The organism is Luteibacter sp., assembly GCF_009912395.1.
Lineage (GTDB): Bacteria > Pseudomonadota > Gammaproteobacteria > Xanthomonadales > Rhodanobacteraceae > Luteibacter.
Genome location: NZ_WNDO01000001.1, coordinates 320,450 through 346,748, shown reverse-complemented (window position 1 = coordinate 346,748; position 26,299 = coordinate 320,450). Strand labels below are relative to the sequence as shown.

The window sequence follows — 26,299 nt, the reverse complement described above, 5'->3', positions numbered from 1 at the left end:
CTACATTCCGGGGCATGAGCAAGAAGTCCCTCCCACCCGGCGTCGATGCCCCGCGTACCCTCGACGGGCAGCTGTGTTTCGCCCTGTATTCGGCGAACCTGGCGATGGGCAAGGTCTACCGTCAGTTGCTGGCGAAGCTGGACCTCACCTACCCGCAATACCTGGCCATGCTGGTGCTGTGGGAGCGCGACGGCATCACCGTGTCGGAGCTGGGCGAGCGCCTGTTCCTGGATTCGGCCACGCTGACGCCCTTGCTCAAGCGCCTTCAGGTCGCCGGTCTGGTGCAGCGGGCGCGCGGTACGCGCGACGAACGGCAGGTCATCGTCACACTTACGGACGAGGGCCGGGCGCTACGTGCGAAGGCCGGTGACATCCCGGTGGATGTCTTCTGCGCCATGGACTGCGAAATCGACCAGCTACGTGGCCTGAAGAGCCAGCTGGAAACGTTGCGGGCGAATCTCATCGAGCACAACGACCGCTAAGGGCGTCAGCTCTCAGGTGAGCTGACCTGTCGCTGCATGTGATCGAGGTAGAGGTCGAGTTCGGCCACGCTGGCGAAGACCTCGGCGACCGGTACGGCCTTCACGATGTCGAAGACCTTCTTCACCTGCGGCTGCGGGTTGACCAGCAGCGTGCGACCGGCACGATCGTGCATCTGCTTGCGCAGCACGGCGAGGCTACGCAGGCCAGCGCTGCTGATGTATTCCAGGGCCGAGAGGTCGATCACCAGCGTGCCGTGATTGTCCACGAGCGGCACGATGTCGCGCATGGCTACATCGAATTCCACGTAGGTCGAGGCGTCCAGCCGGCCTTCCAGCCAGACGGTACTGCGCTCGGGAACGGGGCTTTCGCTGCGGACGATCAGGGTCATGGGGTGGACTCGTCGGACGGGGTGGGGCGGAAATGCACGATGACTTGATTGATGTGCGCGTGGCGTTCATAGCGCAGTTCGTCGGCGATGCTGCGGGCGATGTGCAGGCCGAGGCCGCCGATGGCCCGGTCCGCCAGGTCGCCCGGCAGGTCTGGAGGTTCGTGCAGCATCGGGTCGAAAGGCCGCGCGTCGTCGCGCAGCTCGAGCCGTACCGCGTCGTCGCGGATCTCCAGGTCGATGTCGATATAGCCGTCGCGCCCGTCCGGATAGCCATGGCGCACGGTGTTGACCAGCAACTCTTCGAGCACGAGGCGGACATCGGCGCAGCAGGCCTCGTCCACGCGACTGCGCTGGAGGGCGGTCGCCGCCTGGTCCAGCGCGAGGAACACGTCTTCCAGGCGGTTAGGAATGCGCAACCGCATCGAGCCGGGCTCCTTCCACGCCGAGGTCGTGCCAGGTGAGCGCGAGCAGGGCGATATCGTCGTAAGCGGGCGCGCCGTCGACGTAGGCTTCCACGTCGCCAAGGATGCGTTCGACATAGGTTTCCGGCGCGGCGCCCTCGGGCACGCCGGAGACGCTGCGCAGCAGGCCGTGCGTGCCGAAAAGGCGCTGGTTTCCCGTATGGGCTTCGCTGACGCCGTCGGTGTACATGAGCAAGGTATCGCCCCCCAGCAACGAAAGTACGCGTACAGGGTAGCGCGCTTCCGGGTCGAGTCCGAGCGCGGGGCCGGTTTCCACGTCCACCAGAGTGACGCTTCCACCGGCATGGAGCACCGGTTGCTCGTGGCCCGCGCTGGCGAGGGTGAGCAGACCGGTCTCCGTTTCCACGACGCCGCAGAGCAGGGTCACGAACATGCAGGTGTCGTTACCCTTGCACAGCTCCCGGTTCAGCGCCGCAAGAATGTCGCTGGGGGAGCGCGCGTGCGTGGCCAGGGTGCGCGCGAGCGTCACCGTTCGTGCCATGAACAGCGCGGCGGGGATGCCCTTGTCGGAGACGTCGCCGACCATGATGCAGATGTGGCGGGCGCCCAGCGCGAAGTAGGTGTACAGGTCGCCGCCGACCGCCGAAGCGGGACGCAGCGCGGCATGTACTTCGATTCGCCCGTCGCTGGCAAGCCAGTGGGGGGAGGGGATAAGCGCGAGCTGGATCTGCCGAGCGATGTCGAGTTCGCTCGCAATGCGCTCCTGCTCGCGTGCCACGCGCTTGGCCGAATCGATATGGCCGGCAAGCTGGTGGCGCATCTGGTCGAACGCGCGGGTCAGGCGGCCCACCTCGTCATTGCGACGAACATTGGGCAGCTCGAAATCGAGTTCGCCGCGGGAGACGTCTTCCGCGCGGTCGGCCAGCACGGTCAGTGGCGCCATCAGCCGTCGCGTGATGAGCAGGGCGATGAGGGAGACGCCAGCCAGCGCGAGCAGGCCGAGCACGATGTCCACCATGTAGGTCTGCCGCAGATCGGCCATGACGGCCTGCTCGGGCATGGACAGGCCGAAGGTCCAGTGGGTGCCCTTGATCGGTACGAAGTAGACCCAGACCGGCTCGCTGACCCGGCCGCCTTCTTCCGGGGTGATCCGTACCGGGTTGTGGCCCTGGGCCACCGCGGTAAGAAGCGGCCGGCTGCCGCGGGTGCCGATGTACGAAACCCAGTCGTGGGCAAGAAACTCCCCGCTTGCGTCGAGGACGAAGGCGGAGGCGTGTGCCGGCTTGGCCAGGGACCCCAGGACACGCTGGAGCCAGCCCAGGCTGATCGTCGCATCGGCGACGCCCTGGACGGTCACGGAGCGGCCTGGAATCGTCGTGGAGTAGCCCACCAGCATGTCCGTCCGGGCCGATGAGTGAAAAGGTGCCTGCCAGCAGCCCGCATCGCAGTTGAGGCCGTGGACGAACCAGGGGGCTGTCCAGTAGGTGTCCGGATCGTCGCGTCGACTGCCCGCGGTGATCCGACCGTCGGCGGCGCGGCGGGCGACCGGGGCATCGTCGGCCTTCACGTTGGCGGTATCGCGGGGAATGAACGCGGCGCTGATGTCCACGATCTCGGGATTCACCACCAGGGCGTCGTGCACCAGCGCCGCCGCCTGATCGCGACGGGTGGCGAGCTGGCCGGCGAGGACTCGGGCCACACGGGCCACGCCGTCGATATGGCCCTGGATGCGGCTGGATGCGGAGTCGGCGATGGCAGCCGCCTCGCGCTCGGTCTGTTCGAGGCTCTGCTCCCGGGTATGCGAGAGCATCAGGCCGCCGGTGACGACCAGGACGATCGCCGAGCCCAGGAGGACGCCCAGGGAGAGCCGCGAGGCGACACTGCGCAGGACCATCGGGTGCTCCAGGGGGTGATAGGCGCAATCTATGCCCGGCAGGGCGGCGCGACAAGCCGCCACGCCGCATAATGGCGACTTTTCCCAGCAAGGTAGGCCCATGTCCGGCACCCAGCGAGAAGTCGAATTCCGCTTCCTGGCCCAACCCACCGATGTGAACTTCGGTGGAAAGGTCCACGGTGGCATGGCCATGAAATGGCTCGACCAGGCGGGGTACGCCTGCGCGGTGGGTTGGAGCGGGGCCTACTGCGTCACGGTCTCGGTCTCGGGCATCCAGTTCCTGGCGCCGATCCTCATCGGTGACCTGGTCACCGTTCGCGCCCGTCTCATCCACACCGGCACCTCCAGCATGCACCTGGCTGTGGACGTGCTGGCGCGCGATCTTCGTAGCGGTGAGCAGCGCCTGGCGACCAGTTGCGTCATGGTCTTCGTGGCCATGGACAAGGCCGACGGCGGCAAGCCCACCCCGGTGCCGCCTTGGAAACCGGTGGAAGAGAAGGATCTTCGCCTGCAGGAATACGCCATGAAACTCATGGAGATGTCCCGCGCGATGGAGCCCCTGGTCCTGGCCACCCGCGACGCCTGACCCTACCCATGTAGGAGCGCGCTTGCGCGCGATGGCCCCCAAGGGCGCGCGATCGATAAAAAATCGCCCGACCCAGCTTCACAACCCGATAACACCCCTGTACACTTCGCGGCCCACCCGCCGACCACCCGTATCGGCGGGGTTGTCAGGCATCCCGGGTCGGCAACGCACCGTCATCGAAACGTGCGGAAGTTGTTGACAGTATCTGGGGCGCTCGCGACAATAGGCGTTCTTTGTTGGAGGAATACCCAAGCGGCCAACGGGGGCAGACTGTAAATCTGCTGGCTTACGCCTTCGGTGGTTCGAATCCACCTTCCTCCACCAGTACGAGTTCCGCGTAGTGCGGGAGTAGTTCAATGGTAGAACTTCAGCCTTCCAAGCTGATTGTGCGGGTTCGATTCCCGTCTCCCGCTCCATTGTTTCTACACGCGTTGCGTTTCGTGCTCATGTAGCTCAGTCGGTAGAGCACTTCCTTGGTAAGGAAGAGGTCGCTGGTTCGATTCCAGTCATGAGCACCATCTTCGTCGCCTGCGGCGGTTCCTTTTTTCTCTATCTCATTGGCTCCAGCGGAGTTTAGCGCTCATGGCAAAGGGTAAGTTCGAACGCACCAAGCCGCACGTCAACGTCGGCACCATCGGCCACGTCGACCACGGCAAGACCACGCTGACGGCTGCCCTGACCAAGGTCGGCGCCGAGCGTTTCGGTGGTGAATTCAAGGATTACGGCTCGATCGACGCCGCTCCTGAAGAAAAGGCTCGTGGCATCACGATTTCGACCGCGCACGTCGAATACGAATCGCCGACCCGTCACTACGGTCACGTCGATTGCCCGGGACATGCTGACTACGTCAAGAACATGATCACCGGTGCCGCCCAGATGGACGGCGCGATCCTCGTTTGCTCGGCCGCTGACGGCCCGATGCCGCAGACCCGTGAGCACATCCTGCTCTCGCGTCAGGTCGGCGTGCCGTACATCGTCGTGTTCCTGAACAAGGCCGACATGGTCGACGACGCCGAGCTCCTCGAGCTCGTCGAAATGGAAGTCCGCGAACTGCTGTCGAAGTACGAGTTCCCGGGCGACGACACCCCGATCATCTCGGGTTCGGCCCGTCTCGCCCTCGACGGCGACCAGTCCGAGATTGGCGTGCCGGCGATCATCAAGCTCGTCGACGCCCTCGACACCTGGATCCCGGAGCCGGTTCGCGAAATCGACAAGCCGTACCTGCTGCCGGTCGAAGACGTGTTCTCGATCTCGGGTCGCGGTACCGTGCTGACCGGTCGTATCGAGCGTGGCGTGGTCAAGGTGGGTGACGCGGCGGAAGTCGTGGGCCTGAAGGACACGCAGAACACGACGATCACCGGCGTGGAAATGTTCCGCAAGCTTCTCGACCAGGGTCAGGCAGGCGACAACGTCGGTCTGCTGGTCCGTGGCCTGAAGCGTGAAGACGTCGAGCGTGGCCAGGTCGTGGCCAAGCCGGGCACCGTGACCCCGCACACCGAGTTCGAGGGTGAGGTCTACATCCTGTCGAAGGATGAAGGCGGTCGTCATACCCCGTTCTTCAACAACTATCGTTCGCAGTTCTACTTCCGCACCACCGACGTCACCGGCGCCTGCAAGCTGCCGGAAGGCGTGGAAATGGTGATGCCGGGCGACAACGTGAAGATGGCTGTCACCCTGCTGAAGCCGATCGCGATGGAAGATGGTCTGCGCTTCGCTATCCGTGAAGGCGGTCGTACCGTCGGTGCGGGCGTGGTCGCCAAGATCACCAAGTAATCACCTGGTCGCCGGCCCGTAAGGGTCGGCTTCCGGCTTGAAGGGCGGAATGATCTTGTATCATCCACCCTTCGATTCACTCCGTTTCATCTGTACGCCAGTAGCTCAATTGGCAGAGCAGCGGTCTCCAAAACCGCAGGTTGGGGGTTCGAGTCCCTCCTGGCGTGCCACTTTCGAGCGCGCATGAACACGAAGGCACAAGAAGCAGCCAAGGGTATGGGCCCGGCCGATTTCGGCAAGCTGGCGCTTGCGCTGGTCGTGCTCGCCGCCGGCATCGCCGGTTTCTACTATTTCGCCGATAACCAGAGCGTGCCGTCTTTTGTGCGCGTCGTGGGCGTTATCGTCGCAGTCGCCGCCGCCCTGGCGATCGGCTCTTTCACGGCTCCGGGCCGTAAGCTGCGCGGCTTCATTGCCGAGTCGCAGTTCGAGTTGCGCAAGGTCGTCTGGCCGTCGCGCGACGAAACGCTGAAGACCACCGGTATCATCATCGTGGTCGTCATCATTCTTTCGCTGCTGATGGGGCTCATCGACTGGCTGTTGAAGTCGATCGTGCTCGATTGGCTGCTCAAGCTCGGACATTGAGGTAAGGCATGAGCAAACGTTGGTACGTCGTTCACGCCTATTCGGGGTTCGAACAGCAGGTTCGCAAGGCGCTCACCGAGCGCGTTGTGCGTGAAGGCATGGAAGAAAAGTTCGGTGAAATCCTGGTTCCGACCGAGGAAGTCATCGAAATGCGTGGCGGCCAGAAGCGTCGTAGCGAGCGCAAGTTCTTCCCGGGCTATGTCCTGGTGCAGATCGAGACCGATACCAACGGCAAGACGCCGCGTATCGACGACGAATGCTGGCATCTGGTCAAGGAAACCCCGAAGGTTATGGGTTTCATCGGCGGCACCGCCGATCGTCCGCACCCGATCCGCGATTCCGAGGCCGACAACATCCTGAGTCGCGTGCGCGAGGGTGTCGAGAAGCCCCGTCCCAAGGTTCTTTTCGAGCCGGGCGAAATGGTCCGCGTCACGGACGGTCCGTTCAACGACTTCAACGGCGTCGTCGAGGAAGTCAATTACGAGAAGAGCCGCCTGCGCGTCGCGGTGCTCATCTTCGGTCGCTCCACCCCGGTCGAGCTCGAGTTCGGCCAGGTCGAAAAGGCCTGATCCAAGGCCCCGGCACGGGCGTTGCTTAATTTTTGCTCAGTGCCTATAATTCTCGGTCCACGCTGGAGTTTTTACTCCGGCGTGGCCGTGTTTCAGGGGTTCGCCACGTCGAGCCCATCACCCCAGGGATGGCCAACAGCGAGGAGCCGCAAGGCGCCAGCACTCGCGAGGTTAAAGAGAAATGGCAAAGAAAGTCATTGGTTACATCAAGTTGCAGGTGAAGGCCGGCCAGGCTAACCCGTCGCCGCCCGTCGGTCCGGCGCTCGGTCAGCGCGGCCTGAACATCATGGAGTTCTGCAAGGCCTTCAACGCCGCCACGCAGAAGCTCGAGCCGGGTCTTCCGATCCCGGTCGTGATCACGGCCTACTCGGACCGTACCTTCACCTTCATCACGAAGACCCCGCCGGCCTCGATCCTCCTCAAGAAGATCACGGGCGTGGCCAAGGGCTCGCAGAAGCCGAACACCGACAAGGTGGGCAAGGTCACCCGCGCCCAGCTCGAGGAAATCGCGAAGCAGAAGGAGCCGGATCTCACGGCTGCCGATCTCGATGCCGCCGTGCGTACCATCGCCGGCAGCGCGCGTTCCATGGGTCTGGTGGTAGAGGGTTAAGACATGGCAAAGCTCACCAAGCGTATGAAGGCCGCTACGGCCGCTGTCCAGCCGGGCAAGACCTACGGTCTCGATGAAGCCATCAAGATCGTCAAGGACAACGCCAAGGCCAAGTTCGCCGAGTCCGTGGACGTCGCCGTCCGCCTCGGTATCGACGCCAAGAAGTCCGACCAGGGCGTTCGCGGTTCCTCGCTCCTGCCGCACGGCACCGGCAAGACCATCAAGGTCGCCGTGTTCGTGCCGCCGGGTGAAAAGGCCGACGCGGCCCTCGCCGCCGGCGCCGACGCCGTCGGTATGGACGACCTCGCCGAGAAGATGCAGGCGGGTGACCTCGACTACGGTCGTGTCATTGCCACGCCGGACGCCATGCGCGTCGTCGGTAAGCTCGGCCAGGTGCTCGGTCCCCGCGGCCTGATGCCGAACCCGAAGGACGGCTCGGTCACCGCCGACGTCGCCACCGCCGTGAAGAACGCCAAGGCCGGTCAGGTCAAGTTCCGTAACGACAAGGGCGGCATCATCCACGCCACCATCGGCAAGGCCAGCTTCGACGCTGCCCAGCTCGCCGACAACCTGAACACGCTGCTCGGCGACCTGCTCAAGGCCAAGCCGGCAGCTGCCAAGGGTCAGTACATCCAGAAGGTGGCGCTGTCGAGCACCATGGGCGTTGGCGTGCCGGTCGATACCTCGACCGTGACGACCTCGGCCAAGTAAGAGTTAGGACGACCCTCGCCAGTTCGCTGGCGAGGGCACGTTTTTGAGGGCGGCCCGACTGCAACGTCGCGGCAGCCGTCAAAGACCGCAGGCGCGATCAGCGCACGACGGCGACGAGCATGGAGCTCGTGTTGGCATGGACACGCCGTCGTCGACAGCGGGATCGCTTAATCGGATGCCTCCACGGATCCAGCCGGCGTAGATGGTGCAGCCCCTTCTGGTATTCGTTTCGAATCTGGAAAGGCCACCACCCGGGACGTTCCCGTCCCCGACGTCACGGAGGATGTCGCCCAGGACCGCAAGCGGCAGGAGTCGCAAGCGGAGTTCAATTGGAGGAGTGCAATGGCTCTCAATCTGTCTCAGAAGCAAGAAGTAGTCGCCGAGCTGGCAGAAGTCGCCGCGAAGGCTCACTCCTTGGTCGCCGCCGAATACGCGGGCACCACGGTCTCTCAGATGACCGCGATGCGCAAGAAGGCCCGTGAATCGGGTGTGTTCCTCAAAGTTGTGAAGAACACCCTCGCCGCACGCGCCGTGGCTGGTACCGAGTTCGAGGTCGTCGCCGACGCCCTGACCGGTCCGCTGCTCTATGCGTTCTCGACTGAGGAACCGGGCGCCGCTGGCCGCCTGATCAAGGAATTCGCGAAGACCAACGACAAGCTCAAGCCGAAGGTCGTCTCCATCGAGGGCAAGGTGTTCGGTGCTACGCACGTCGACGTGCTGGCCTCGCTGCCGACCCGCGAAGAGGCCCTGGCCATGCTGGCCCGTGTCCTCGTCGAGCCGATCACGATGTTCGCCCGCGCGGTCAACGCCGTGGCGGAGAAGCAGGGTGGTGGCGAAGTCGCCGCCGAAGCCCCGGCTGAAGCCTGATCTCGCTGACTTATTTCATCGAAACCCATTTCAGAAGGTAAGAAACAATGTCCACCCTGACCACCGAACAGATCGTTGAAGCCATCAAGGCCAAGTCCCTGACGGAAATCATGGAACTGGTGAAGTCGATCGAAGACACCTTCGGCGTCTCCGCTGCCGCCCCGGTCGCTGTCGCCGCTGCTGCCGGTCCGGCCGCCGCTGTCGAAGAGCAGACCGAGTTCGACGTGATCCTGAAGTCCGCCGGCGACAAGAAGGTCGACGTGATCAAGGCCGTCCGTGCCATCACTGGCCTGGGCCTCAAGGAAGCCAAGGACCTCACCGAAGCCGGTGGCGTCGTGAAGGAAGCTGCTTCGAAGGAAGACGCTGCGAAGTTCAAGAAGGACCTCGAAGCTGCCGGCGCCACGGTCGAACTCAAGTAATTGGCGCCTTGCGCGCAACGAGTTTGATCTAGCGTCAAGCCAGGCCTGGGGGCGTAAGCCCCCGGGCTTTGGCCGTTCCAGAGCATGTATCCGTGTTCCATCCGTCGGAAATGGGACATCGCGATTCGAGAGCCGCCCGCATGGGGCTCCGCGGTTCGAATCCCGATCTCCGATTTTCGATTCACCTTAAGCCGTCGCGATGAACGACGGCATTACTGAGACCGAGGCGGTAACCACCATGACCTACTCGTTTACCGAGAAGAAGCGCATCCGTAAGGACTTCGGCAAGCGCCCGCCCGTGCTGGGCGTGCCCAACCTGCTGACGATCCAGACCGACTCGTACAAGGAATTCCTCCAGGAGAACACCACCGCCAAGGCGCGTGAGGAAAAGGGCCTGCATGCGGCCCTGAAATCGGTGTTCCCGATCTCCAGCTACTCCGGCAACGCCGCCCTCGAATACGTCGACTATCGCCTCGGCGAGCCGGCCTTCGACGAGCGCGAGTGCCGCAACCGTGGCATGACCTTCGGTGCGCCGCTGCGCGCCACCGTGCGCCTGGTCATCTATGACAAGGACAGCCCGGCCTCGAAGAAGGCCGTGAAGTACGTGAAGGAGCAGGAGGTCTACATGGGCGAGATTCCGCTCATGACCGACACCGGCACCTTCATCATCAACGGCACCGAGCGCGTCATCGTCTCGCAGCTGCACCGTTCGCCGGGCGTGTTCTTCGATCACGACCGCGGCAAGACGCACAGCTCGGGCAAGCTCCTGTTCTCCGCTCGCGTGATTCCTTACCGTGGTTCGTGGCTCGACTTCGAGTTCGACCCGAAGGACGCGCTGTTCACCCGTATCGACCGTCGCCGCAAGCTGCCGGTGACCGTGCTGCTGCGCGCGCTCGGCTACGTCAACGAAGAAATGCTCAGCATCTTCTTCGAGCACAACGTGTTCCACCTGGGCAAGAAGGGCGGTGTCACGCTCGACCTCGTCGCCGAGCGCCTGCGCGGTGAAACCCTGAGCTTCGACCTCGTCGTCGACGGCAAGGTGCTGGTCGAGGCCGGCAAGCGCATCACCGCGCGCCACGTCCGCCAGCTCGCCAACGAGAAGATCACTACGCTCGAAGTGCCGGACGACTACCCGGTCGGCCGTATCGTCGCGATCGACATGATCGACAAGGACACCGGCGAGATCATCGCCGCGGCCAACGACGAACTGACCGCCGACCATCTCGAGCGCTTCCGCAAGGGCGGTATCGAGACGGTGCCGACGCTGTACGTGAACGATCTCGATCGCGGCGCGTACATCTCGAACACCCTGCGCATCGACAACACGCGCACGCAGCTCGAAGCCCTGGTCGAAATCTACCGGATGATGCGTCCGGGCGAGCCGCCGACCAAGGACGCCGCGCAGAACCTGTTCTTCAACCTGTTCTTCACCTTCGACCGCTACGACCTGTCGGCCGTGGGTCGCATGAAGTTCAACCGTCGCGTGGGCCGTAAGGACATCGTCGGTCCGGGCGTGCTGTACGACTACAAGTACTTCAGCGATCGCAAGGAAGAAGAGTCCCAGCGCCTGCTCGGCGAGCTTGGCGAGACGTCGGACATCCTCGACGTGCTGCGCGTGCTCATCGACATCCGCAACGGTACCGGCACGGTCGACGATATCGATCACCTCGGTAACCGTCGCGTGCGTTCGGTCGGCGAAATGGCCGAGAACACCTTCCGCATCGGCCTGGTCCGCGTCGAGCGCGCCGTGCGCGAGCGTCTGTCCCTGGCCGAGTCCGAGGGCCTGACCCCGCAGGAGCTCATCAACGCCAAGCCGGTCGCGGCGGCGGTGAAGGAGTTCTTCGGTTCGTCGCAGCTCTCGCAGTTCATGGACCAGAACAACCCGCTGTCCGAAGTGACCCACAAGCGCCGCGTCTCGGCGCTCGGACCGGGCGGCCTGACCCGTGAGCGCGCTGGCTTCGAAGTGCGCGACGTGCATCCGACCCATTACGGCCGCGTCTGCACCATCGAAACGCCGGAAGGCCCGAACATCGGCCTGATCAACTCGCTCGCCGTGTACGCTCGCACCAACACCTACGGCTTCCTCGAGACGCCGTACCGCAAGGTCGAGAACGGCAAGGTGACCGACAAGGTCGACTACCTCTCCGCGATCGAAGAGGGCGACCACGTCATCGCGCAGGCGAACTCGCCGCTGTCGAAGGAAGGCAAGTTCCTCGAAGACTTCGTCTCCTGTCGCTTCCGTGGTGAATCGGAGCTTCGTCCGTCGTCCGAGATCAACTACATGGACGTCTCGCCCATGCAGACGGTGTCGGTCGCGGCGGCGCTCGTGCCGTTCCTCGAGCACGATGACGCGAACCGCGCTCTCATGGGCGCGAACATGCAGCGCCAGGCCGTTCCGACCCTGCGCAGCCAGAAGCCGCTCGTCGGCACGGGCATCGAGCGCGCCGTGGCGCGTGACTCGGGCGTCACCGTGTCCGCCAAGCGTGGCGGTGTCATCGACCAGGTCGATGCTGCCCGTATCGTCGTGCGCGTCAACGAAGCCGAAGTGGGCGACGACGATGCCGGCGTCGATATCTACACGCTGACCAAGTACACCCGCTCCAACCAGAACACCAACCTCAACCAGCGTCCGCTGGTGAACGTGGGTGACGTGGTGGCCGTGGGCGACACGCTGGCCGACGGTTCGTCGACCGACCTGGGCGAGCTCGCGCTCGGTCAGAACATGCTCGTCGCCTTCATGCCGTGGAACGGCTACAACTTCGAAGACTCGATCCTCATCTCCGAGCGCGTCGTGCAGGAAGATCGCTACACCTCGATCCACATCGAGGAGCTGACCTGCATCGCCCGTGACACGAAGCTGGGCGCTGAGGAAATCACCGCGGACATCCCGAACGTCGGCGAGCAGGCCCTGGCCCGTCTCGACGAGTCCGGCATCGTCTACATCGGTGCGGAAGTGAAGGCCGGCGACATCCTCGTGGGCAAGGTCACGCCGAAGGGCGAAAGCCAGCTCACGCCGGAAGAAAAGCTGCTCCGCGCGATCTTCGGCGAGAAGGCGTCCGACGTGAAGGACAGCTCGCTCCGCGTGCCGCCGGGTATGGACGGCAACGTCATCGACGTGCAGGTCTTCACCCGCGACGGCATCGAGAAGGACAAGCGTGCCAAGCAGATCGAAGAAACCGAACTGAAGCGTATCCGCAAGGATCTCGACGACCAGTTCCGCATCCTCGAGGGCGCCATCTACGCCCGTATGCGCGCGCAGCTCAACGGCAAGACCGCGATGAGCGGTCCGGGTGGCCTCAAGCGCGGCACCCTGATCGACAATGCCTACCTCGATACGCTCAAGAAGGACGACTGGTTCAAGATCAACGTCAAGGAAGAGGACGTCTCGGAATTCCTCGAGCGCGCGGCCGAGCAGGTCAAGCGCCACAAGGAAGCTTTCGAGAAGCGCTTCAAGGAGAAGCAGGGCAAGATCACCCAGGGTGACGACCTCGCTCCGGGCGTGCTCAAGATGGTCAAGGTTTACCTCGCCGTTAAGCGCCGCATCCAGCCGGGCGACAAGATGGCAGGCCGTCACGGCAACAAGGGTGTTGTGTCGATGATCGTGCCGGTCGAGGACATGCCGTTCTCGGCGGACGGTCGTCCGGTCGACATCTGCCTGAACCCGCTGGGCGTGCCTTCGCGTATGAACATCGGTCAGATTCTCGAAGTCCACCTGGGCTGGGCCGCCAAGGGCCTGGGCCACAAGATCTCGGCCATGCTCGAGGCCAACGAGAAGCCGACCAAGCTGCGCGAGTTCCTCAACGAGGTCTACAACCACGGCAACGCCGGTGCGGAAGGCGCGGTTCGTCGCGTCGACCTGCCGTCGATGAGCGACGACGAGATCATGAATCTCGCCGACAACCTGCGTGACGGCGTGCCGATGGCGACCCCGGTGTTCGACGGTGCCGAAGAGCACGAGATCAAGCACATGCTGAAGCTCGCTGACCTGCCGGAATCCGGTCAGACCATCCTCTTCGACGGTCGTACCGGCGAAGCGTTCGATCGTCCGGTCACCGTCGGCTACATGCACATGCTGAAGCTGAACCACCTGGTCGACGACAAGATGCACGCGCGTTCGACCGGTCCGTACTCGCTCGTCACCCAGCAGCCGCTGGGCGGTAAGGCGCAGTTCGGCGGCCAGCGCTTCGGCGAAATGGAAGTCTGGGCACTCGAGGCTTACGGCGCGGCTTACACGCTGCAGGAAATGCTCACCGTCAAGTCTGACGACGTGCAGGGCCGTAACCAGATGTACAAGAACATTGTCGACGGCAACCACGAGATGGCGGCGGGCATGCCGGAATCCTTCAACGTGCTCGTGAAGGAAATCCGTTCGCTCGCTATCGACATCGAGCTGGAAGAGATCAACAAGTGATCGTCGCGGCTACCGGAGATTACGCATGAAAGACCTGCTCAATCTGTTCAACCAGCAGCGACAGACGCTGGACTTCGACGCGATCAAGATCGCCCTGGCTTCGCCGGAGCTGATCCGTTCGTGGTCGTACGGCGAAGTGAAGAAGCCGGAAACCATCAACTACCGCACGTTCAAGCCTGAGCGTGACGGTCTGTTCTGCGCGGCCATCTTTGGCCCGATCAAGGACTACGAGTGCCTGTGCGGCAAGTACAAGCGCATGAAGCACCGTGGCGTGGTCTGCGAGAAGTGCGGCACCGAGGTCACCCTGGCCAAGGTCCGTCGCGAGCGCATGGGCCACATCGAGCTGGCCAGCCCGACCGCGCACATCTGGTTCCTGAAGTCGCTGCCGTCGCGCATCGGCCTCATGCTCGACATGACGCTGCGCGACATCGAGCGCATCCTGTACTTCGAAGCCTTCGTCGTGATCGATCCGGGCCTGACCGCGCTTGAGCGCGGCCAGCTGCTCAGCGAAGACCAGTACCTGGAAGCCACCGAAGAGCACGGTGACGAGTTCGACGCCCGCATGGGTGCCGAGGCCGTCTACGAGCTACTGAAGAGCCTCGACCTGCCGGGCGAAGTCATCCGCCTCAAGGAAGAAATCTCGTCCACGAACTCCGAGACCAAGCTCAAGCGCCTCACCAAGCGCGTGAAGTTGATCGAGGCGTTCCTCGAGTCCGGCAACAAGCCGGAGTGGATGGTCATGACCGTGCTGCCGGTGCTCCCGCCGGACCTGCGCCCGCTCGTCCCGCTGGATGGTGGTCGCTTCGCCACGTCGGACCTCAACGACCTCTACCGTCGCGTCATCAACCGTAACAACCGCCTCAAGCGCCTGCTCGAGCTCGCGGCGCCCGACATCATCGTGCGCAACGAGAAGCGCATGCTGCAGGAGTCGGTCGATGCGCTGCTCGACAACGGCCGTCGCGGTCGTGCCATCACCGGCACGAACAAGCGCGCGCTGAAGTCGCTCGCGGACATGATCAAGGGCAAGCAGGGCCGCTTCCGCCAGAACCTGCTCGGCAAGCGCGTCGACTACTCGGGCCGTTCGGTCATCGTGGTCGGCCCGACCCTGCGCCTGCACCAGTGCGGCCTGCCGAAGAAGATGGCGCTCGAGTTGTTCAAGCCCTTCATCTTCGCCAAGCTCCAGGCCCGTGGCGAAGCCACCACGATCAAGGCCGCCAAGAAGCTCGTCGAGCGCGAAGAGCCGCAGGTGTGGGACATCCTCGAAGAGGTGATCCGCGAACATCCGGTCATGCTGAACCGTGCGCCCACGCTGCACCGTCTCGGCATCCAGGCGTTCGAGCCGGTGCTCATCGAAGGCAAGGCGATCCAGCTGCATCCGCTCGTCTGTACCGCGTTCAACGCGGACTTCGACGGTGACCAGATGGCCGTGCACGTGCCGCTGTCGATCGAGGCGCAGCTCGAAGCCCGCGCCCTGATGATGTCGTCGAACAACATCCTGTCGCCCGCCAACGGCGAGCCGATCATCGTGCCGTCGCAGGACGTGGTGCTGGGTCTGTACTACATGACCCGTGAGCTGGTCGGCGCCAAGGGCACCGGCATGGTCTTCGCCAACATTGGCGAAGTCCGTCGCGCCTACGACAACCGTGCCGTCGAGCTGCACGCGAAGGTCAAGGTTCGCGTGCGCGTGTTCGAGCGCGACGAGACCGGCGAGAACGTCGCCCGTACCCGGGTGGTGGACACCACCGTGGGTCGTTCGCTGCTGGCCGAGATCATCCCGGAAGGCCTGCCGTTCGCGCTGGTCAACACCGAGCTGACCAAGAAGAACATCTCGCGCCTGATCAACCAGACCTACCGTCTGCTGGGCCTGAAGGAATCGGTCGTCTTCGCCGACAAGCTGATGTACACCGGCTTCCGTTTCGCGACGCGCGCCGGTATCTCGATCGGCATCGACGATATGAAAATCCCGGCTGAGAAGAAGGGCATCCTCGAGGAAGCCGAGAAGGAAGTCGTCGAGATCCAGGAGCAGTACCAGTCGGGCCTGGTCACCGCCGGCGAGCGCTACAACAAGGTGGTCGACATCTGGTCGCGCACCAACGAACTGGTCGCCAAGGCCATGATCGACGGTATCGGTACCGAGAAGGTCGCCGATACCGAAGGTAACCTGGTCAACCAGAAGTCGATGAACTCGCTGTACATCATGGCCGACTCGGGCGCGCGTGGTAGCGTGGCCCAGATTCGCCAGCTTGCCGGTATGCGCGGCCTGATGGCTCGCCCGGACGGCTCGATCATCGAGACGCCCATCAAGGCGAACTTCCGCGAAGGCCTGAACGTCCTCCAGTACTTCAACTCCACCCACGGTGCTCGTAAGGGCCTCGCGGATACGGCGCTGAAGACGGCGAACTCGGGTTACCTGACCCGTCGTCTCGTCGACGTGGCCCAGGACGTGGTCATCACCGAGCACGACTGCGGCACGGAAGACGGCGTCATGATGTCGCCGATCGTGGAAGGCGGCGACGTGGTCGAGCCGCTGCGCGAGCGCGTGCTGGGTCGCGTGGTGGTGGAAGACGTCTACGCCCCTGGCGACGACGACGAACCCATCGTCACCCGCGACACGCTGCTCGACGAGTTCCTGGTCGACAAGCTCGACAAGGCCGGTGTGCAGCTGATCAAGGTGCGTTCGCCGATCACCTGCCGTGCCAGCCACGGCGTGTGCGCCCTGTGCTACGGCCGCGACCTTGCTCGCGGTCACCTGGTCAACATGGGCGAGGCCGTGGGTGTGGTCGCCGCGCAGTCGATCGGTGAGCCGGGCACGCAGCTGACGATGCGTACGTTCCATATCGGTGGTGCCGCGTCGCGAGCTGCTGCCGTGGACAACGTCACCGTCCGCACCACTGGCGCGCTGAAGTTCAACAACCTGAAGTCGGTCGAGCACTCGGCCGGTCACCTGGTGGTCGTGTCGCGTTCGGGCGAAGTCAGCGTCATCGACGCCAACGGTCGCGAGCGCGAGCGTTATAAGGTGCCTTACGGCGCCACGATCTCCGTGAAGGACGGCGACCCGGTCAAGGCCGGCCAGACCGTCGCGAACTGGGATCCGCATACCCACCCGATCGTCACGGAAGTGGCCGGTGTGGTCCGCTTCATCGACTTCATCGATGGCGTGACCGTCCAGTCGCAGACCGACGAACTGACCGGCCTCGAGTCGGCGGTGGTGACGGATCCGAAGCGTCGCGGTACCGCCGCGAAGGACCTGCGTCCGATCGTCCGTCTGGAAGACAGCAAGGGCCGCGAGCTCAAGCTGCCGGGCACGGACATCGCCGCGCAGTACTTCCTGCCGGCCGGTGCGATCGTGTCGATCCAGAATGGCGCCGAAGTGGGCGTGGGTGACGTCGTCGCCCGTATCCCGCAGGAAACCTCGAAGACCCGCGACATCACGGGTGGTCTGCCCCGCGTGGCCGATCTGTTCGAAGCCCGCAAGCCCAAGGAGCCGGCGATCCTCGCCGAGCGCTCGGGCATCATCAGCTTCGGCAAGGACACCAAGGGCAAGCAGCGTCTCATCATCAAGGATGCGGACGGCAACGAGCACGAAGAGCTGATTCCGAAGTGGCGTCAGGTCATCGTGTTCGAAGGCGAGCACGTGGAGAAGGGCGAAACCGTCGTGGACGGCGAGCCGAATCCGCACGATATCCTGCGCCTGCTGGGTGTCGAGCCACTGGCCTCCTACCTGGTCAAGGAAATCCAGGACGTCTACCGTCTCCAGGGCGTGAAGATCAACGACAAGCACATCGAAGCGATCATTCGCCAGATGCTCCGCAAGGTCGAGATCACGGAGGCGGGCGACAGCACCTACCTGCGCGGTGAGCAGGTCGAGCGCATCCGCATCAACGAAGAGAACGACCGCGCCGAGGCTCGTGGCGAGCGTCGCGCCGAGTTCGAATCGGTGCTCCTCGGCATCACCAAGGCCTCGCTGGCGACCGAGTCGTTCATCTCGGCGGCCTCGTTCCAGGAGACCACCCGCGTCCTCACCGAGGCCGCGGTCCGTGGCACCCGGGATACGTTGCGTGGCCTGAAGGAAAATGTTATTGTTGGGCGGCTAATCCCTGCGGGTACGGGTCTGGCTTACCACGCTTCGCGTCGTAGCCAGGGCGGCCTGACGGCCTCGGAGCTCGAAACCCTCTCGGGTTCGGCACCGGCCGTCACGTTCGAAGAAGCTCCCGCTGGGTCCAACGATAGCGCCGAGTGAGGCCCCGTACGGGCTTCGCCCGTACATACGAAATGAGGCGCATGGATGCGCCTCGTGTTCGGATTCAGGGACGATGGGTGCCGGCCGCTCCAAGCGGCGGCGCACGTTAAAATCGCTTATACGGCGGGCCGATCTTTCGGTCTGCCTTTATGTTTCTCAGGAATAGCTTCGCATGACGACAGTCAACCAGTTGGTGCGCAAATCCCGCAGCCCGAAGGCGTACAAGAGCGCCTCGCCGGCCCTGCAGAGCAGCCCGCAGCGCCGCGGTGTTTGCACGCGCGTTTATACGACCACCCCGAAGAAGCCGAACTCGGCGCTGCGTAAGGTTGCCAAGGTGCGCCTCACCAACGGTTTCGAAGTCATCAGCTACATCGGTGGCGAAGGTCACAACCTCCAGGAGCACTCGGTGGTCCTGATCCGTGGCGGTCGCGTCAAGGATCTCCCGGGTGTGCGTTATCACACCGTTCGCGGCAGCCTCGACTGCGCGGGCGTGACCAAGCGTCGCAAGTCGCGCTCGAAGTACGGCGCCAAGCGCCCGAAGGGCTGAGAGTAAAGGACAAGAATTATGTCGCGTAAAGGTTCCCATCCCGCCCGTGTCGTCCTCCCGGACCCGAAGCACGGAAGCCAGCTGATTGCCCGTTTCATCAACATGGTGATGAAGTCCGGCAAGAAGTCCGTCGCCGAAGCGATCGTCTACGGCGCCCTCGAGCACATCGGCGAGAAGAATGCCGAGCCGGTGCAGCTCGTCGAGAAGGCCCTGGGCAACATCGCCCCGGCCGTCGAAGTGAAGTCCCGTCGTGTCGGCGGCGCCACCTACCAGGTGCCGGTCGAAGTCCGTCCGGGTCGTCGTATGGCTCTCGCCATGCGCTGGGTGATCGAAGCCGCTCGCAAGCGCGGTGAGACGTCCATGCCGCGCAAGCTGGCTGCCGAACTCCTCGAGGCTTCCGAGTCCCGTGGCGGCGCCGTCAAGAAGCGCGAAGAAACGCACCGTATGGCGGAGGCCAACAAGGCCTTCTCGCATTACCGCTGGTAATCCCTTCCAGCTACCCGATCTGAGGAAAGACCGTGGCACGCACCACTCCCATCGAGCGCTACCGCAACTTCGGCATCATGGCCCACATCGATGCCGGCAAGACCACCACGACGGAGCGCATCCTGTTCTACACCGGTGTCAGTCATAAGATTGGCGAGGTGCATGACGGCGCTGCGACGATGGACTGGATGGAGCAGGAGCAGGAACGCGGTATCACCATCACTTCCGCCGCCACCACGGCGTTCTGGAAGGGCATGGACCGTTCGCTGCCCGAGCACCGTTTCAACATCATCGACACCCCGGGACACGTTGACTTCACCATCGAAGTGGAGCGTTCGCTCCGCGTGCTCGATGGCGCGGTGTTCGTGCTCTGCGCGGTGGGTGGTGTGCAGCCGCAGTCCGAGACCGTGTGGCGTCAGGCCAACCGGTACAAGGTGCCGCGTCTCGCGTTCGTCAACAAGATGGACCGTACCGGCGCCAACTTCTACAAGGTCGTCGAGCAGCTGAAGGCTCGTCTGGGCGCCAACCCGATCGAAATGCAGGTTCCGATCGGTGCCGAAGACAACTTCGAAGGCGTCGTCGATCTCCTGAAGATGAAGGCGATCATCTGGGACATGGAGTCCCAGGGCATGAAGTTCGAATACCAGGACATCCCGGCTAACCTCCAGGAAAAGGCCGAATCGGCCCGTACCGCCATGATCGAAGCCGCGGCGGAAGCCACGGAAGAGATGATGGACAAGTACCTGGGTGGCGACGAGCTGACCGAGGCCGAGATCATCGAAGGTCTGCGTCTGCGCACCCTGCGCAGCGAGATCATCCCGGTGTTCTGCGGCACGGCGTTCAAGAACAAGGGCGTTCAGGCCATGCTTGACGCCGTCGTCAACCTGCTCCCGTCGCCGATCGACCGTCCGCCGGTCGAGGGCATCAACGAAGACGAGCAGCCGGATACCCGTCCGGCCAAGGACGACGCACCGTTCTCGGCGCTCGCGTTCAAGATTATGACGGATCCGTTCGTCGGCGCCCTGACGTTCTTCCGTGTCTACTCGGGCACGCTGAACGCCGGTGACCAGGTGTACAACCCGGTCAAGTCGAAGAAGGAGCGCATCGGCCGCATCCTGCAGATGCACGCCAACGAGCGTCACGAACTGAAGGAAGTCCGCGCTGGCGATATCGCCGCTGCCGTCGGCCTGAAGGACGTCACGACCGGTGACACGCTCTGCGCGCAGGACAGCATCATCACCCTGGAGCGTATGACGTTCCCGGAGCCGGTGATCTCGATGGCGGTGGAGCCGAAGACCAAGTCGGACCAGGAAAAGATGGGTATCGCTCTCGGCCGTCTGGCTGCGGAAGATCCGTCGTTCCGCGTCAAGACCGACGAAGAGTCGGGCCAGACGATCATCTCGGGCATGGGCGAGCTTCACCTGGACATCCTGGTGGACCGCATGCGTCGCGAGTTCAACGTCGAAGCCAACGTCGGCAAGCCGCAGGTGGCTTATCGCGAAACGATTCAGGCCGCTGACGTCAAGTCGGACTACAAGCACGCCAAGCAGTCGGGTGGTAAGGGTCAGTACGGTCACGTCGTGATCGAGCTGTCGCCGATCACCGCTGAAGACCGTGCCGATCCGAAGCTGACGATCAAGGACGACTTCCTCTTCATCAACGACATCACCGGTGGCGTGATCCCGAAGGAATTCATCCCGTCGGTTGAAAAGGGTCTGCGCGAAACGATCACCAGTGGTCCGCTCGCCGGCTTCCCGGTGGTCGATGTCAAGGTCAAGCTCGTCTTCGGTTCGTACCACGACGTCGACTCGTCCGAAATGGCGTTCAAGCTCGCCGCTTCCATGGCGTTCAAGCAGGGCTTCGCCAAGGCGCAGCCGGTGCTGCTCGAGCCGATCATGAAGGTCGAGGTCGTGACGCCGGAAGACTACGTCGGTGACGTGATGGGCGATATCTCGCGTCGTCGCGGCATGCTGACCGGTCAGGAAGAAACGCCGTCGGGCAAGACCGTCAACGCGATGATTCCGCTGGGCGAAATGTTCGGTTATGCCACGTCGCTGCGTTCGCAGACCCAGGGTCGCGCAACCTTCACGATGGAATTCGACCATTACGAGCCGGCGCCGAAGAATATCGCCGACGAGGTCATGAAGAAGTCCTGATAAGGGCTTCTTCTTCAAACATACAACGTTCTTTTAGAGGTTTAGAGTCATGGCAAAGGGTAAGTTCGAGCGCAATAAGCCGCACGTCAACGTCGGCACCATCGGTCACGTCGACCACGGCAAGACCACGCTGACCGCCGCACTGACCAAGATCGGCGCCGAGCGTTTCGGCGGCGAGTTCAAGGATTACAGCGCGATCGACGCTGCTCCGGAAGAAAAGGCTCGTGGTATCACGATCTCGACCGCGCACGTCGAGTACGAATCGGCCACGCGTCACTACGCCCACGTCGATTGCCCGGGACATGCTGACTACGTCAAGAACATGATCACCGGTGCCGCCCAGATGGACGGCGCGATCCTCGTCTGCTCGGCCGCTGACGGTCCGATGCCGCAGACCCGCGAGCACATCCTGCTCTCGCGTCAGGTCGGCGTGCCGTACATTGTCGTGTTTCTGAACAAGGCCGACATGGTCGACGACGCCGAGCTCATGGAGCTCGTCGAGATGGAAGTCCGCGAACTGCTCTCGAAGTACGAGTTCCCGGGCGACGACACCCCGATCGTCAAGGGCTCGGCTCGTCTCGCCCTCGACGGCGACCAGTCCGAAATCGGCGTGCCGGCGATCATCAGCCTCGTCGACGCCCTCGATACCTGGATCCCGACGCCGGAGCGCGACGTCGACAAGACCTTCCTGATGCCGGTCGAAGACGTGTTCTCGATCTCGGGTCGTGGCACGGTCGTGACCGGTCGTATCGAGCGCGGCATCATCAAGGTGGGTGACGCGATCGAAGTCGTGGGCCTGAAGGACACGCAGAACAGCACCGTCACCGGTGTGGAAATGTTCCGCAAGCTCCTCGACCAGGGTCAGGCAGGCGACAACGCCGGTCTGCTGCTCCGCGGCCTCAAGCGTGAAGACGTTGAGCGCGGCCAGGTTCTGGCCAAGCCGGGCACGATCAAGCCGCACACCCAGTTCGAAGCCGAGGTGTACGTGCTGTCGAAGGATGAGGGTGGTCGTCATACCCCGTTCTTCAACAACTACCGTCCGCAGTTCTACTTCCGCACCACCGACGTCACTGGCGCCTGCAAGCTGCCGGAAGGCACCGAGATGGTGATGCCGGGTGACAACGTGAAGATGGAAGTCACGCTGCTGAAGCCGATCGCCATGGACGAAGGCCTGCGCTTCGCCATCCGCGAAGGCGGCCGCACCGTCGGCGCCGGCGTGGTTGCCAAGATCACGGCGTAATCAACGATCCCGCAAGGGTGTCGTAAGAAGCGGGGGCGAAAGCCCCCGCTTTTTTTATGCCCGCTTATCCCTTGTAGGAGCGCGCTTGCGCGCGATCCCGCGCATCGGGCCAGATTGCCGCTGCCGCGGATCGCGCGCAAGCGCGCTCCTACAAGGGCATTGGCCGGCTTGAAGTCTTTCTGAAATCACCTGGTCAAAAAGCTTCCAATCCGCTCAAAGATAGGCTATAGTCGTCGGGCTATATCTCCCGAACCTCTTTCTTGAGGGGTTTGGACACCGCGAAATGAGGTGCAAGGACAGCGCTTCGAGTTCGCAGGCATGGAAGCCGGGTAGAGTGCCGGCAAGGTCATCGGGCGCAAGCTCGGTTGACCTAATGGTTTGTGCATTCTATAATTTTTTGTCTGGGCGGGCCGTTTTTCGGCCTGTCTGGCTTTTTCGGGTCGTTTTGGACGGTTTCTTGGCCGTTCCTTGCGGCCCGTTGCAGTACCCGTAGTAGTAATAGGGTTGTGCGAGGTGGCGAGAAGCCACTTCGAATCACAAGAACGTTCTTTCGATAACAGGACACGGTTTTATGGCGAACCAAAAAATTCGCATCCGGCTCAAGGCGTTCGATCATCGTCTGATCGACCGTTCGGCCAGCGAAATCGTCGAGACGGCCAAGCGCACTGGCGCTACGGTCCTCGGCCCGATCCCGCTGCCGACCAAGATCGAGCGCTACACCATTCTGGTGTCGCCGCACGTCGACAAAGATGCCCGCGACCAGTACGAGACTCGTACCCACAAGCGCGTTCTGGACATCGTCGACCCCAACGACAAAACCGTGGACGCGCTCATGAAGCTCGATCTTGCGGCTGGCGTTGACGTCCAGATCAAGCTCGGCTGAGCGGATATAAGGATACGAAGATGAGTATCGGACTGGTTGGCCGCAAGTGCGGCATGAGCCGGCTCTTCACCGAAGACGGCCGTTCGATTCCGGTGACGCTGATTGAAGCGACCCCGAATCGTGTGACCCAGGTGAAGACCGAAGAAGTCGACGGCTACAGCGCCGTCCAGGTCACGGCTGGCGCCAAGCGCGCTTCGCTGCTGACGAACCCTGCCAAGGGTCACTACGCCAAGGCCAAGGTTGAGCCGGGTCGTGGCCTGTGGGAATTCCGCCTCAACGCGGATGACGCTGGCAAGTACGAAGTTGGCGCCGAGCTGACCGCTGAAGCCGTGTTCACCGTCGGTCAGACGGTCGACGTCGCTGGCGTGTCGAAGGGCAAGGGCTTCCAGGGCACCATCAAGCGTCACAACTTCAAGATGGGTGACGCCACGCACGGTAACTCGCTGTCGCATCGCGCCCCGGGCTCGATCGGCCAGCGCCAGACGCCGGGCCGCGTGTTCCCTGGTAAGAAGATGTCGGGCCACATGGGTGCGGTCAATCGCACCGTGCAGGGCCTGGAAGTGGTCAAGGTCGATGCCGAGCGTCACCTCATCGCGGTCAAGGGCGCAGTCCCGGGCGCGACCGGTGGCGACGTCGTGATCCGTCCGACGACCAAAGGTTGAGGAGACACGCCATGGAACTTAACGTTATTGGCGCCCAGTCGCTCACCGTCTCGGACGAAGTGTTCGGCGGCGAGTACAAGAAGGCCCTCGTGCACCAGGTCGTGACTGCCTACCAGGCAGGCGGCCGTGCCGGCACCAAGGCGCAGCTGTCGCGCGGTGAGCTGTCCGGTACCACGAAGAAGTTCAAGAAGCAGAAGGGCGGCGGCGCCCGTCACGGTGACTACCGCGCTCCGATCTTCGTCGGTGGTGGTGTCACGTTTGCCGCCAAGCCGCGTAGCTTCGAGCAGAAGGTCAACCGCAAGGCCTACCGCGTCGCCATCCGTTCGATCATCGCCGAGCTGACCCGCCAGGGTCGCCTGAAGGTGGTCCCGGAGCTGTCGATCGAGAAGCCGAGCACCAAGGGCATGATCGCCAAGCTCGCCGAGCTCGAAGTCAAGGGTCGCGTGCTGCTGGTGTCGGAAGACTCCACCGAAGCGCTGTACCTGTCCGCCCGCAACATTCCGTACATCCACGTCGTCGACGTGCTGGCCCTGAATCCGGTCAGCCTGGTCGGTAGCGACTTCGTCGTCATGACGGTGGACGCGGTCAAGAAGGTCGAGGAGTGGCTCGCATGAGCACCGAACGCACGCTCAACACGCTTCGCGCGCCGCACATCTCCGAGAAGTCGGCCCGTCTTGCGGAAAACAACCAGTACGTGTTCGTCGTGGCGCCCGAAGCGACCAAGGCCGACGTGCGCGCTGCGGTGGAACACCTCTTCGACGTCAAGGTCGTGGACGTGAACCTCGTGAACACGAAAGGCAAGGTCAAGTCGTTCCGCTTCCGCCAGGGCAATCGCCAGGGCAAGCGCAAGGCTTACGTGCGCCTCGCCGACGGCCACACGATCGACGTGTCGGCCAAGGCCTGAGCCAGGAGTTGAATTGAGATGGCACTGATCACTCACAAGCCGACCTCCCCGGGCCGGCGCGACGCAGTCAGCGTTCGGACCGAGGGTCTGCACAAGGGCGCGCCTTACGCTCCCCTGACCGAATCGCAGTCGAAGACGGGTGGCCACAACCACTACGGTCGCATCACCACGCGTCATCGCGGCGGCGGTCACAAGCAGGCATACCGCATCATCGATTTCAAGCGCGACAAAGAAGGCATCGCCGCCGTTGTCGAGCGTCTGGAATACGACCCGAACCGCACCGCGCACATCGCGCTGCTGTGCTACGCCGATGGCGAGCGCCGCTACATCATCGCCCCGAAGGGCGTTGCCGTTGGCGACCGTCTGGTGTCGGGTTCCGACTCCCCGATCAAGGCTGGCAACTGCCTGCCGCTTCGTTCGATTCCGGTGGGTTCCACGATCCACTGCATCGAAATGAAGCCGGGCAAGGGCGCCCAGATCGCTCGCTCTGCCGGTGCTTCCGTGCAGCTCGTTGCTCGCGAACAGGGTTACGCCACGCTGCGTCTTCGCTCCGGCGAAATGCGTCGCGTACCGGTCGAATGCCGCGCCACCATCGGTGAAGTCGGCAACTCGGAGCACTCCCTCCGCAAGCTCGGCAAGGCCGGTGCGAAGCGTTGGAAGGGCATCCGTCCGACCGTCCGCGGTGTTGTCATGAACCCGGTCGACCATCCGCATGGTGGTGGTGAAGGCAAGACCTCCGGTGGCCGTCATCCGGTCAGCCCGTGGGGCACGCCGACCAAGGGTTACAAGACGCGCAGCAACAAGCGCACCCAGCAGTTCATCGTGCGTCGTCGCAAGTAATAGGAAACGATTATGCCGCGCTCTCTAAAGAAAGGTCCGTTCGTTGACCTGCACCTCGTAAAGAAGGTGGAAGCCGCCGTTTCCGCCAACAACAAGCGTCCGATCAAGACCTGGTCGCGTCGCTCGATGATCCTGCCGGAAATGGTCGGTCTGACCATCGCCATCCACAACGGCCGCCAGCACGTGCCGGTGCTTATCAACGAGAACATGGTCGGGCACAAGCTCGGCGAGTTCGCGGTGACCCGCACCTACAAGGGCCACGCCGGCGATAAGAAGGGCAAGTGATGAGCACTGAAGCCAAAGCGATCCTGCGCAGCGCCCGCATCTCGGCGCAGAAGGCACGCCTGGTGGCCGACCTGGTCCGGGGTCTCCCGGTGGGTCGGGCGAGCGACGTGCTAGCCTACACCAACAAGAAGGCCGCCCACCTTGTCCGCAAGGTGCTGCTGTCCGCCGTCGCCAACGCCGAGAACAACCTCGGTGCCGACGTCGACGACCTGAAGGTCTCGCGCATCTTTGTCGACGAAGGTCCGGCGATGAAGCGCATGTACGCCCGCGCCAAAGGCCGCGGTTCGCGCATCCTGAAGCGCACCAGCCACATCACTGTGGTTGTGGGCAACTGACTGGGG

At 63.4% G+C, this 26,299-nt stretch carries 25 protein-coding genes and 4 tRNA genes; 26 read left to right on the top strand and 3 right to left on the bottom strand.

The window, feature by feature from the left end; all coding sequences use genetic code 11:
• Window positions 1-14 precede the first annotated feature (14 nt).
• Window positions 15-482, top strand: a complete 468-nt coding sequence (locus GAK28_RS01840; RefSeq protein WP_291774235.1) for a MarR family transcriptional regulator — start codon at window positions 15-17, stop codon at window positions 480-482.
• Window positions 483-487: 5 nt separating this feature from the next.
• Here GAK28_RS01840 and GAK28_RS01835 read toward each other — a convergent pair whose 3' ends face one another.
• From GAK28_RS01835 to GAK28_RS01825, 3 genes are read right to left on the bottom strand one after another with little or no spacing between them, the layout of a single operon-like run.
• Complete coding sequence (locus tag GAK28_RS01835) at window positions 488-871, bottom strand: STAS domain-containing protein (protein WP_291774233.1); 384 nt, start codon at window positions 869-871, stop codon at window positions 488-490.
• Window positions 868-1,293, bottom strand: coding sequence for an ATP-binding protein (locus GAK28_RS01830; RefSeq protein WP_291774230.1), 426 nt, complete (start codon window positions 1,291-1,293; stop codon window positions 868-870). Before GAK28_RS01830 ends, GAK28_RS01835 begins: the two co-directional genes overlap by 4 nt.
• Window positions 1,274-3,187 carry a SpoIIE family protein phosphatase gene (locus GAK28_RS01825; protein WP_291774228.1) on the bottom strand — a complete coding sequence of 638 codons (1,914 nt, stop codon included), beginning with the start codon at window positions 3,185-3,187 and terminating at the stop codon, window positions 1,274-1,276. The genes GAK28_RS01830 and GAK28_RS01825 overlap by 20 nt, the downstream gene beginning before the upstream one ends.
• A gap of 100 nt (window positions 3,188-3,287) precedes the next feature.
• Between GAK28_RS01825 and GAK28_RS01820 the strand changes: the two genes are divergently transcribed.
• The 25 genes from GAK28_RS01820 to rplV all read left to right on the top strand — a co-directional run bounded on the left by GAK28_RS01820 (window position 3,288) and on the right by rplV (window position 26,293).
• Window positions 3,288-3,773 (top strand): acyl-CoA thioesterase, encoded by a 486-nt coding sequence (locus GAK28_RS01820; RefSeq protein ID WP_291774226.1) that lies wholly within the window; start codon window positions 3,288-3,290, stop codon window positions 3,771-3,773.
• Between the two features lie 238 nt (window positions 3,774-4,011).
• Window positions 4,012-4,097 (top strand) — tRNA-Tyr (locus tag GAK28_RS01815).
• Between the two features lie 18 nt (window positions 4,098-4,115).
• Window positions 4,116-4,189: transfer RNA gene (locus tag GAK28_RS01810), tRNA-Gly, on the top strand.
• A gap of 26 nt (window positions 4,190-4,215) precedes the next feature.
• Window positions 4,216-4,291, top strand: a tRNA-Thr gene (locus GAK28_RS01805).
• A 64-nt stretch (window positions 4,292-4,355) separates the two neighbouring features.
• Window positions 4,356-5,546 (top strand): elongation factor Tu, encoded by a 1,191-nt coding sequence (tuf, locus tag GAK28_RS01800; protein WP_291774225.1) that lies wholly within the window; start codon window positions 4,356-4,358, stop codon window positions 5,544-5,546.
• A gap of 94 nt (window positions 5,547-5,640) precedes the next feature.
• Window positions 5,641-5,716, top strand: a tRNA-Trp gene (locus GAK28_RS01795).
• A gap of 13 nt (window positions 5,717-5,729) precedes the next feature.
• Window positions 5,730-6,128 carry a preprotein translocase subunit SecE gene (gene secE / locus GAK28_RS01790; protein ID WP_291774223.1) on the top strand — a complete coding sequence of 133 codons (399 nt, stop codon included), beginning with the start codon at window positions 5,730-5,732 and terminating at the stop codon, window positions 6,126-6,128.
• 8 nt (window positions 6,129-6,136) lie between these two features.
• Window positions 6,137-6,697, top strand: coding sequence for a transcription termination/antitermination protein NusG (gene nusG / locus GAK28_RS01785; RefSeq protein ID WP_291774220.1), 561 nt, complete (start codon window positions 6,137-6,139; stop codon window positions 6,695-6,697).
• A gap of 181 nt (window positions 6,698-6,878) precedes the next feature.
• Window positions 6,879-7,307, top strand: coding sequence for a 50S ribosomal protein L11 (gene rplK / locus GAK28_RS01780; protein WP_045829444.1), 429 nt, complete (start codon window positions 6,879-6,881; stop codon window positions 7,305-7,307).
• A gap of 3 nt (window positions 7,308-7,310) precedes the next feature.
• Window positions 7,311-8,018, top strand: coding sequence for a 50S ribosomal protein L1 (gene rplA, locus GAK28_RS01775; protein ID WP_291774208.1), 708 nt, complete (start codon window positions 7,311-7,313; stop codon window positions 8,016-8,018).
• A 342-nt stretch (window positions 8,019-8,360) separates the two neighbouring features.
• On the top strand, window positions 8,361-8,885 hold the full coding sequence (rplJ, locus tag GAK28_RS01770) for a 50S ribosomal protein L10 (protein WP_291774206.1): 525 nt from the start codon (window positions 8,361-8,363) through the stop codon (window positions 8,883-8,885).
• 47 nt (window positions 8,886-8,932) lie between these two features.
• Window positions 8,933-9,304, top strand: a complete 372-nt coding sequence (gene rplL, locus GAK28_RS01765; protein ID WP_291774203.1) for a 50S ribosomal protein L7/L12 — start codon at window positions 8,933-8,935, stop codon at window positions 9,302-9,304.
• 238 nt (window positions 9,305-9,542) lie between these two features.
• Entirely contained in the window at window positions 9,543-13,715 is a 4,173-nt protein-coding gene (gene rpoB, locus GAK28_RS01760; RefSeq protein ID WP_291774495.1) for a DNA-directed RNA polymerase subunit beta, read from the top strand.
• 25 nt (window positions 13,716-13,740) lie between these two features.
• The gene (gene rpoC, locus GAK28_RS01755; protein ID WP_291774198.1) at window positions 13,741-17,955 is read left to right on the top strand and encodes a DNA-directed RNA polymerase subunit beta'; all 4,215 of its coding nucleotides are present in this window, start codon (window positions 13,741-13,743) and stop codon (window positions 17,953-17,955) included.
• Between the two features lie 172 nt (window positions 17,956-18,127).
• The gene (gene rpsL / locus GAK28_RS01750; RefSeq protein ID WP_045829438.1) at window positions 18,128-18,502 is read left to right on the top strand and encodes a 30S ribosomal protein S12; all 375 of its coding nucleotides are present in this window, start codon (window positions 18,128-18,130) and stop codon (window positions 18,500-18,502) included.
• 18 nt (window positions 18,503-18,520) lie between these two features.
• Window positions 18,521-18,988, top strand: coding sequence for a 30S ribosomal protein S7 (gene rpsG / locus GAK28_RS01745; RefSeq protein ID WP_166951188.1), 468 nt, complete (start codon window positions 18,521-18,523; stop codon window positions 18,986-18,988).
• Window positions 18,989-19,020: 32 nt separating this feature from the next.
• The gene (gene fusA, locus GAK28_RS01740; protein ID WP_291774184.1) at window positions 19,021-21,144 is read left to right on the top strand and encodes an elongation factor G; all 2,124 of its coding nucleotides are present in this window, start codon (window positions 19,021-19,023) and stop codon (window positions 21,142-21,144) included.
• 49 nt (window positions 21,145-21,193) lie between these two features.
• The gene (gene tuf, locus GAK28_RS01735) at window positions 21,194-22,384 is read left to right on the top strand and encodes an elongation factor Tu (RefSeq protein ID WP_291774180.1); all 1,191 of its coding nucleotides are present in this window, start codon (window positions 21,194-21,196) and stop codon (window positions 22,382-22,384) included.
• 571 nt (window positions 22,385-22,955) lie between these two features.
• Window positions 22,956-23,267 carry a 30S ribosomal protein S10 gene (gene rpsJ, locus GAK28_RS01730; protein ID WP_014402136.1) on the top strand — a complete coding sequence of 104 codons (312 nt, stop codon included), beginning with the start codon at window positions 22,956-22,958 and terminating at the stop codon, window positions 23,265-23,267.
• Window positions 23,268-23,287: 20 nt separating this feature from the next.
• Window positions 23,288-23,929 (top strand): 50S ribosomal protein L3, encoded by a 642-nt coding sequence (gene rplC, locus GAK28_RS01725; protein WP_291774154.1) that lies wholly within the window; start codon window positions 23,288-23,290, stop codon window positions 23,927-23,929.
• 11 nt (window positions 23,930-23,940) lie between these two features.
• Window positions 23,941-24,543 (top strand): 50S ribosomal protein L4, encoded by a 603-nt coding sequence (gene rplD, locus GAK28_RS01720; protein ID WP_291774152.1) that lies wholly within the window; start codon window positions 23,941-23,943, stop codon window positions 24,541-24,543.
• Window positions 24,540-24,833: a 50S ribosomal protein L23 gene (gene rplW, locus GAK28_RS01715; RefSeq protein ID WP_166951198.1), complete on the top strand. Its 294-nt coding sequence runs from the start codon at window positions 24,540-24,542 to the stop codon at window positions 24,831-24,833. Before rplD ends, rplW begins: the two co-directional genes overlap by 4 nt.
• Window positions 24,834-24,851: 18 nt before the next feature.
• A complete protein-coding gene (rplB, locus tag GAK28_RS01710) occupies window positions 24,852-25,673 on the top strand; it encodes a 50S ribosomal protein L2 (protein WP_291774149.1) in 822 nt (273 codons plus the stop codon).
• A gap of 12 nt (window positions 25,674-25,685) precedes the next feature.
• Entirely contained in the window at window positions 25,686-25,958 is a 273-nt protein-coding gene (gene rpsS / locus GAK28_RS01705; protein WP_029213892.1) for a 30S ribosomal protein S19, read from the top strand.
• Entirely contained in the window at window positions 25,958-26,293 is a 336-nt protein-coding gene (rplV, locus tag GAK28_RS01700) for a 50S ribosomal protein L22 (protein WP_166951203.1), read from the top strand. The genes rpsS and rplV overlap by 1 nt, the downstream gene beginning before the upstream one ends.
• Window positions 26,294-26,299: the final 6 nt, after the last annotated feature.

Bases quoted from the DNA above. Each gene is read 5' to 3' on its own strand.
- secE (WP_291774223.1), top strand. From the start codon at position 5,730: ATGAACACGAAGGCACAAGAAGCAGCCAAGGGTATGGGCCCGGCCGAT.
- tuf (WP_291774180.1), top strand. From the start codon at position 21,194: ATGGCAAAGGGTAAGTTCGAGCGCAATAAGCCGCACGTCAACGTCGGC.
- GAK28_RS01830 (WP_291774230.1), bottom strand. From the start codon at position 1,293: ATGCGGTTGCGCATTCCTAACCGCCTGGAAGACGTGTTCCTCGCGCTG.
- nusG (WP_291774220.1), top strand. From the start codon at position 6,137: ATGAGCAAACGTTGGTACGTCGTTCACGCCTATTCGGGGTTCGAACAG.
- tuf (WP_291774225.1), top strand. From the start codon at position 4,356: ATGGCAAAGGGTAAGTTCGAACGCACCAAGCCGCACGTCAACGTCGGC.
- rplL (WP_291774203.1), top strand. From the start codon at position 8,933: ATGTCCACCCTGACCACCGAACAGATCGTTGAAGCCATCAAGGCCAAG.
- GAK28_RS01825 (WP_291774228.1), bottom strand. From the start codon at position 3,187: ATGGTCCTGCGCAGTGTCGCCTCGCGGCTCTCCCTGGGCGTCCTCCTG.
- rplK (WP_045829444.1), top strand. From the start codon at position 6,879: ATGGCAAAGAAAGTCATTGGTTACATCAAGTTGCAGGTGAAGGCCGGC.
- rpsL (WP_045829438.1), top strand. From the start codon at position 18,128: ATGACGACAGTCAACCAGTTGGTGCGCAAATCCCGCAGCCCGAAGGCG.
- rpsG (WP_166951188.1), top strand. From the start codon at position 18,521: ATGTCGCGTAAAGGTTCCCATCCCGCCCGTGTCGTCCTCCCGGACCCG.
- rpsJ (WP_014402136.1), top strand. From the start codon at position 22,956: ATGGCGAACCAAAAAATTCGCATCCGGCTCAAGGCGTTCGATCATCGT.
- rpoB (WP_291774495.1), top strand. From the start codon at position 9,543: ATGACCTACTCGTTTACCGAGAAGAAGCGCATCCGTAAGGACTTCGGC.
- rpsS (WP_029213892.1), top strand. From the start codon at position 25,686: ATGCCGCGCTCTCTAAAGAAAGGTCCGTTCGTTGACCTGCACCTCGTA.
- rpoC (WP_291774198.1), top strand. From the start codon at position 13,741: ATGAAAGACCTGCTCAATCTGTTCAACCAGCAGCGACAGACGCTGGAC.
- rplC (WP_291774154.1), top strand. From the start codon at position 23,288: ATGAGTATCGGACTGGTTGGCCGCAAGTGCGGCATGAGCCGGCTCTTC.
- rplA (WP_291774208.1), top strand. From the start codon at position 7,311: ATGGCAAAGCTCACCAAGCGTATGAAGGCCGCTACGGCCGCTGTCCAG.
- GAK28_RS01820 (WP_291774226.1), top strand. From the start codon at position 3,288: ATGTCCGGCACCCAGCGAGAAGTCGAATTCCGCTTCCTGGCCCAACCC.
- rplD (WP_291774152.1), top strand. From the start codon at position 23,941: ATGGAACTTAACGTTATTGGCGCCCAGTCGCTCACCGTCTCGGACGAA.
- GAK28_RS01835 (WP_291774233.1), bottom strand. From the start codon at position 871: ATGACCCTGATCGTCCGCAGCGAAAGCCCCGTTCCCGAGCGCAGTACC.
- rplV (WP_166951203.1), top strand. From the start codon at position 25,958: ATGAGCACTGAAGCCAAAGCGATCCTGCGCAGCGCCCGCATCTCGGCG.
- rplB (WP_291774149.1), top strand. From the start codon at position 24,852: ATGGCACTGATCACTCACAAGCCGACCTCCCCGGGCCGGCGCGACGCA.
- GAK28_RS01840 (WP_291774235.1), top strand. From the start codon at position 15: ATGAGCAAGAAGTCCCTCCCACCCGGCGTCGATGCCCCGCGTACCCTC.
- rplJ (WP_291774206.1), top strand. From the start codon at position 8,361: ATGGCTCTCAATCTGTCTCAGAAGCAAGAAGTAGTCGCCGAGCTGGCA.
- rplW (WP_166951198.1), top strand. From the start codon at position 24,540: ATGAGCACCGAACGCACGCTCAACACGCTTCGCGCGCCGCACATCTCC.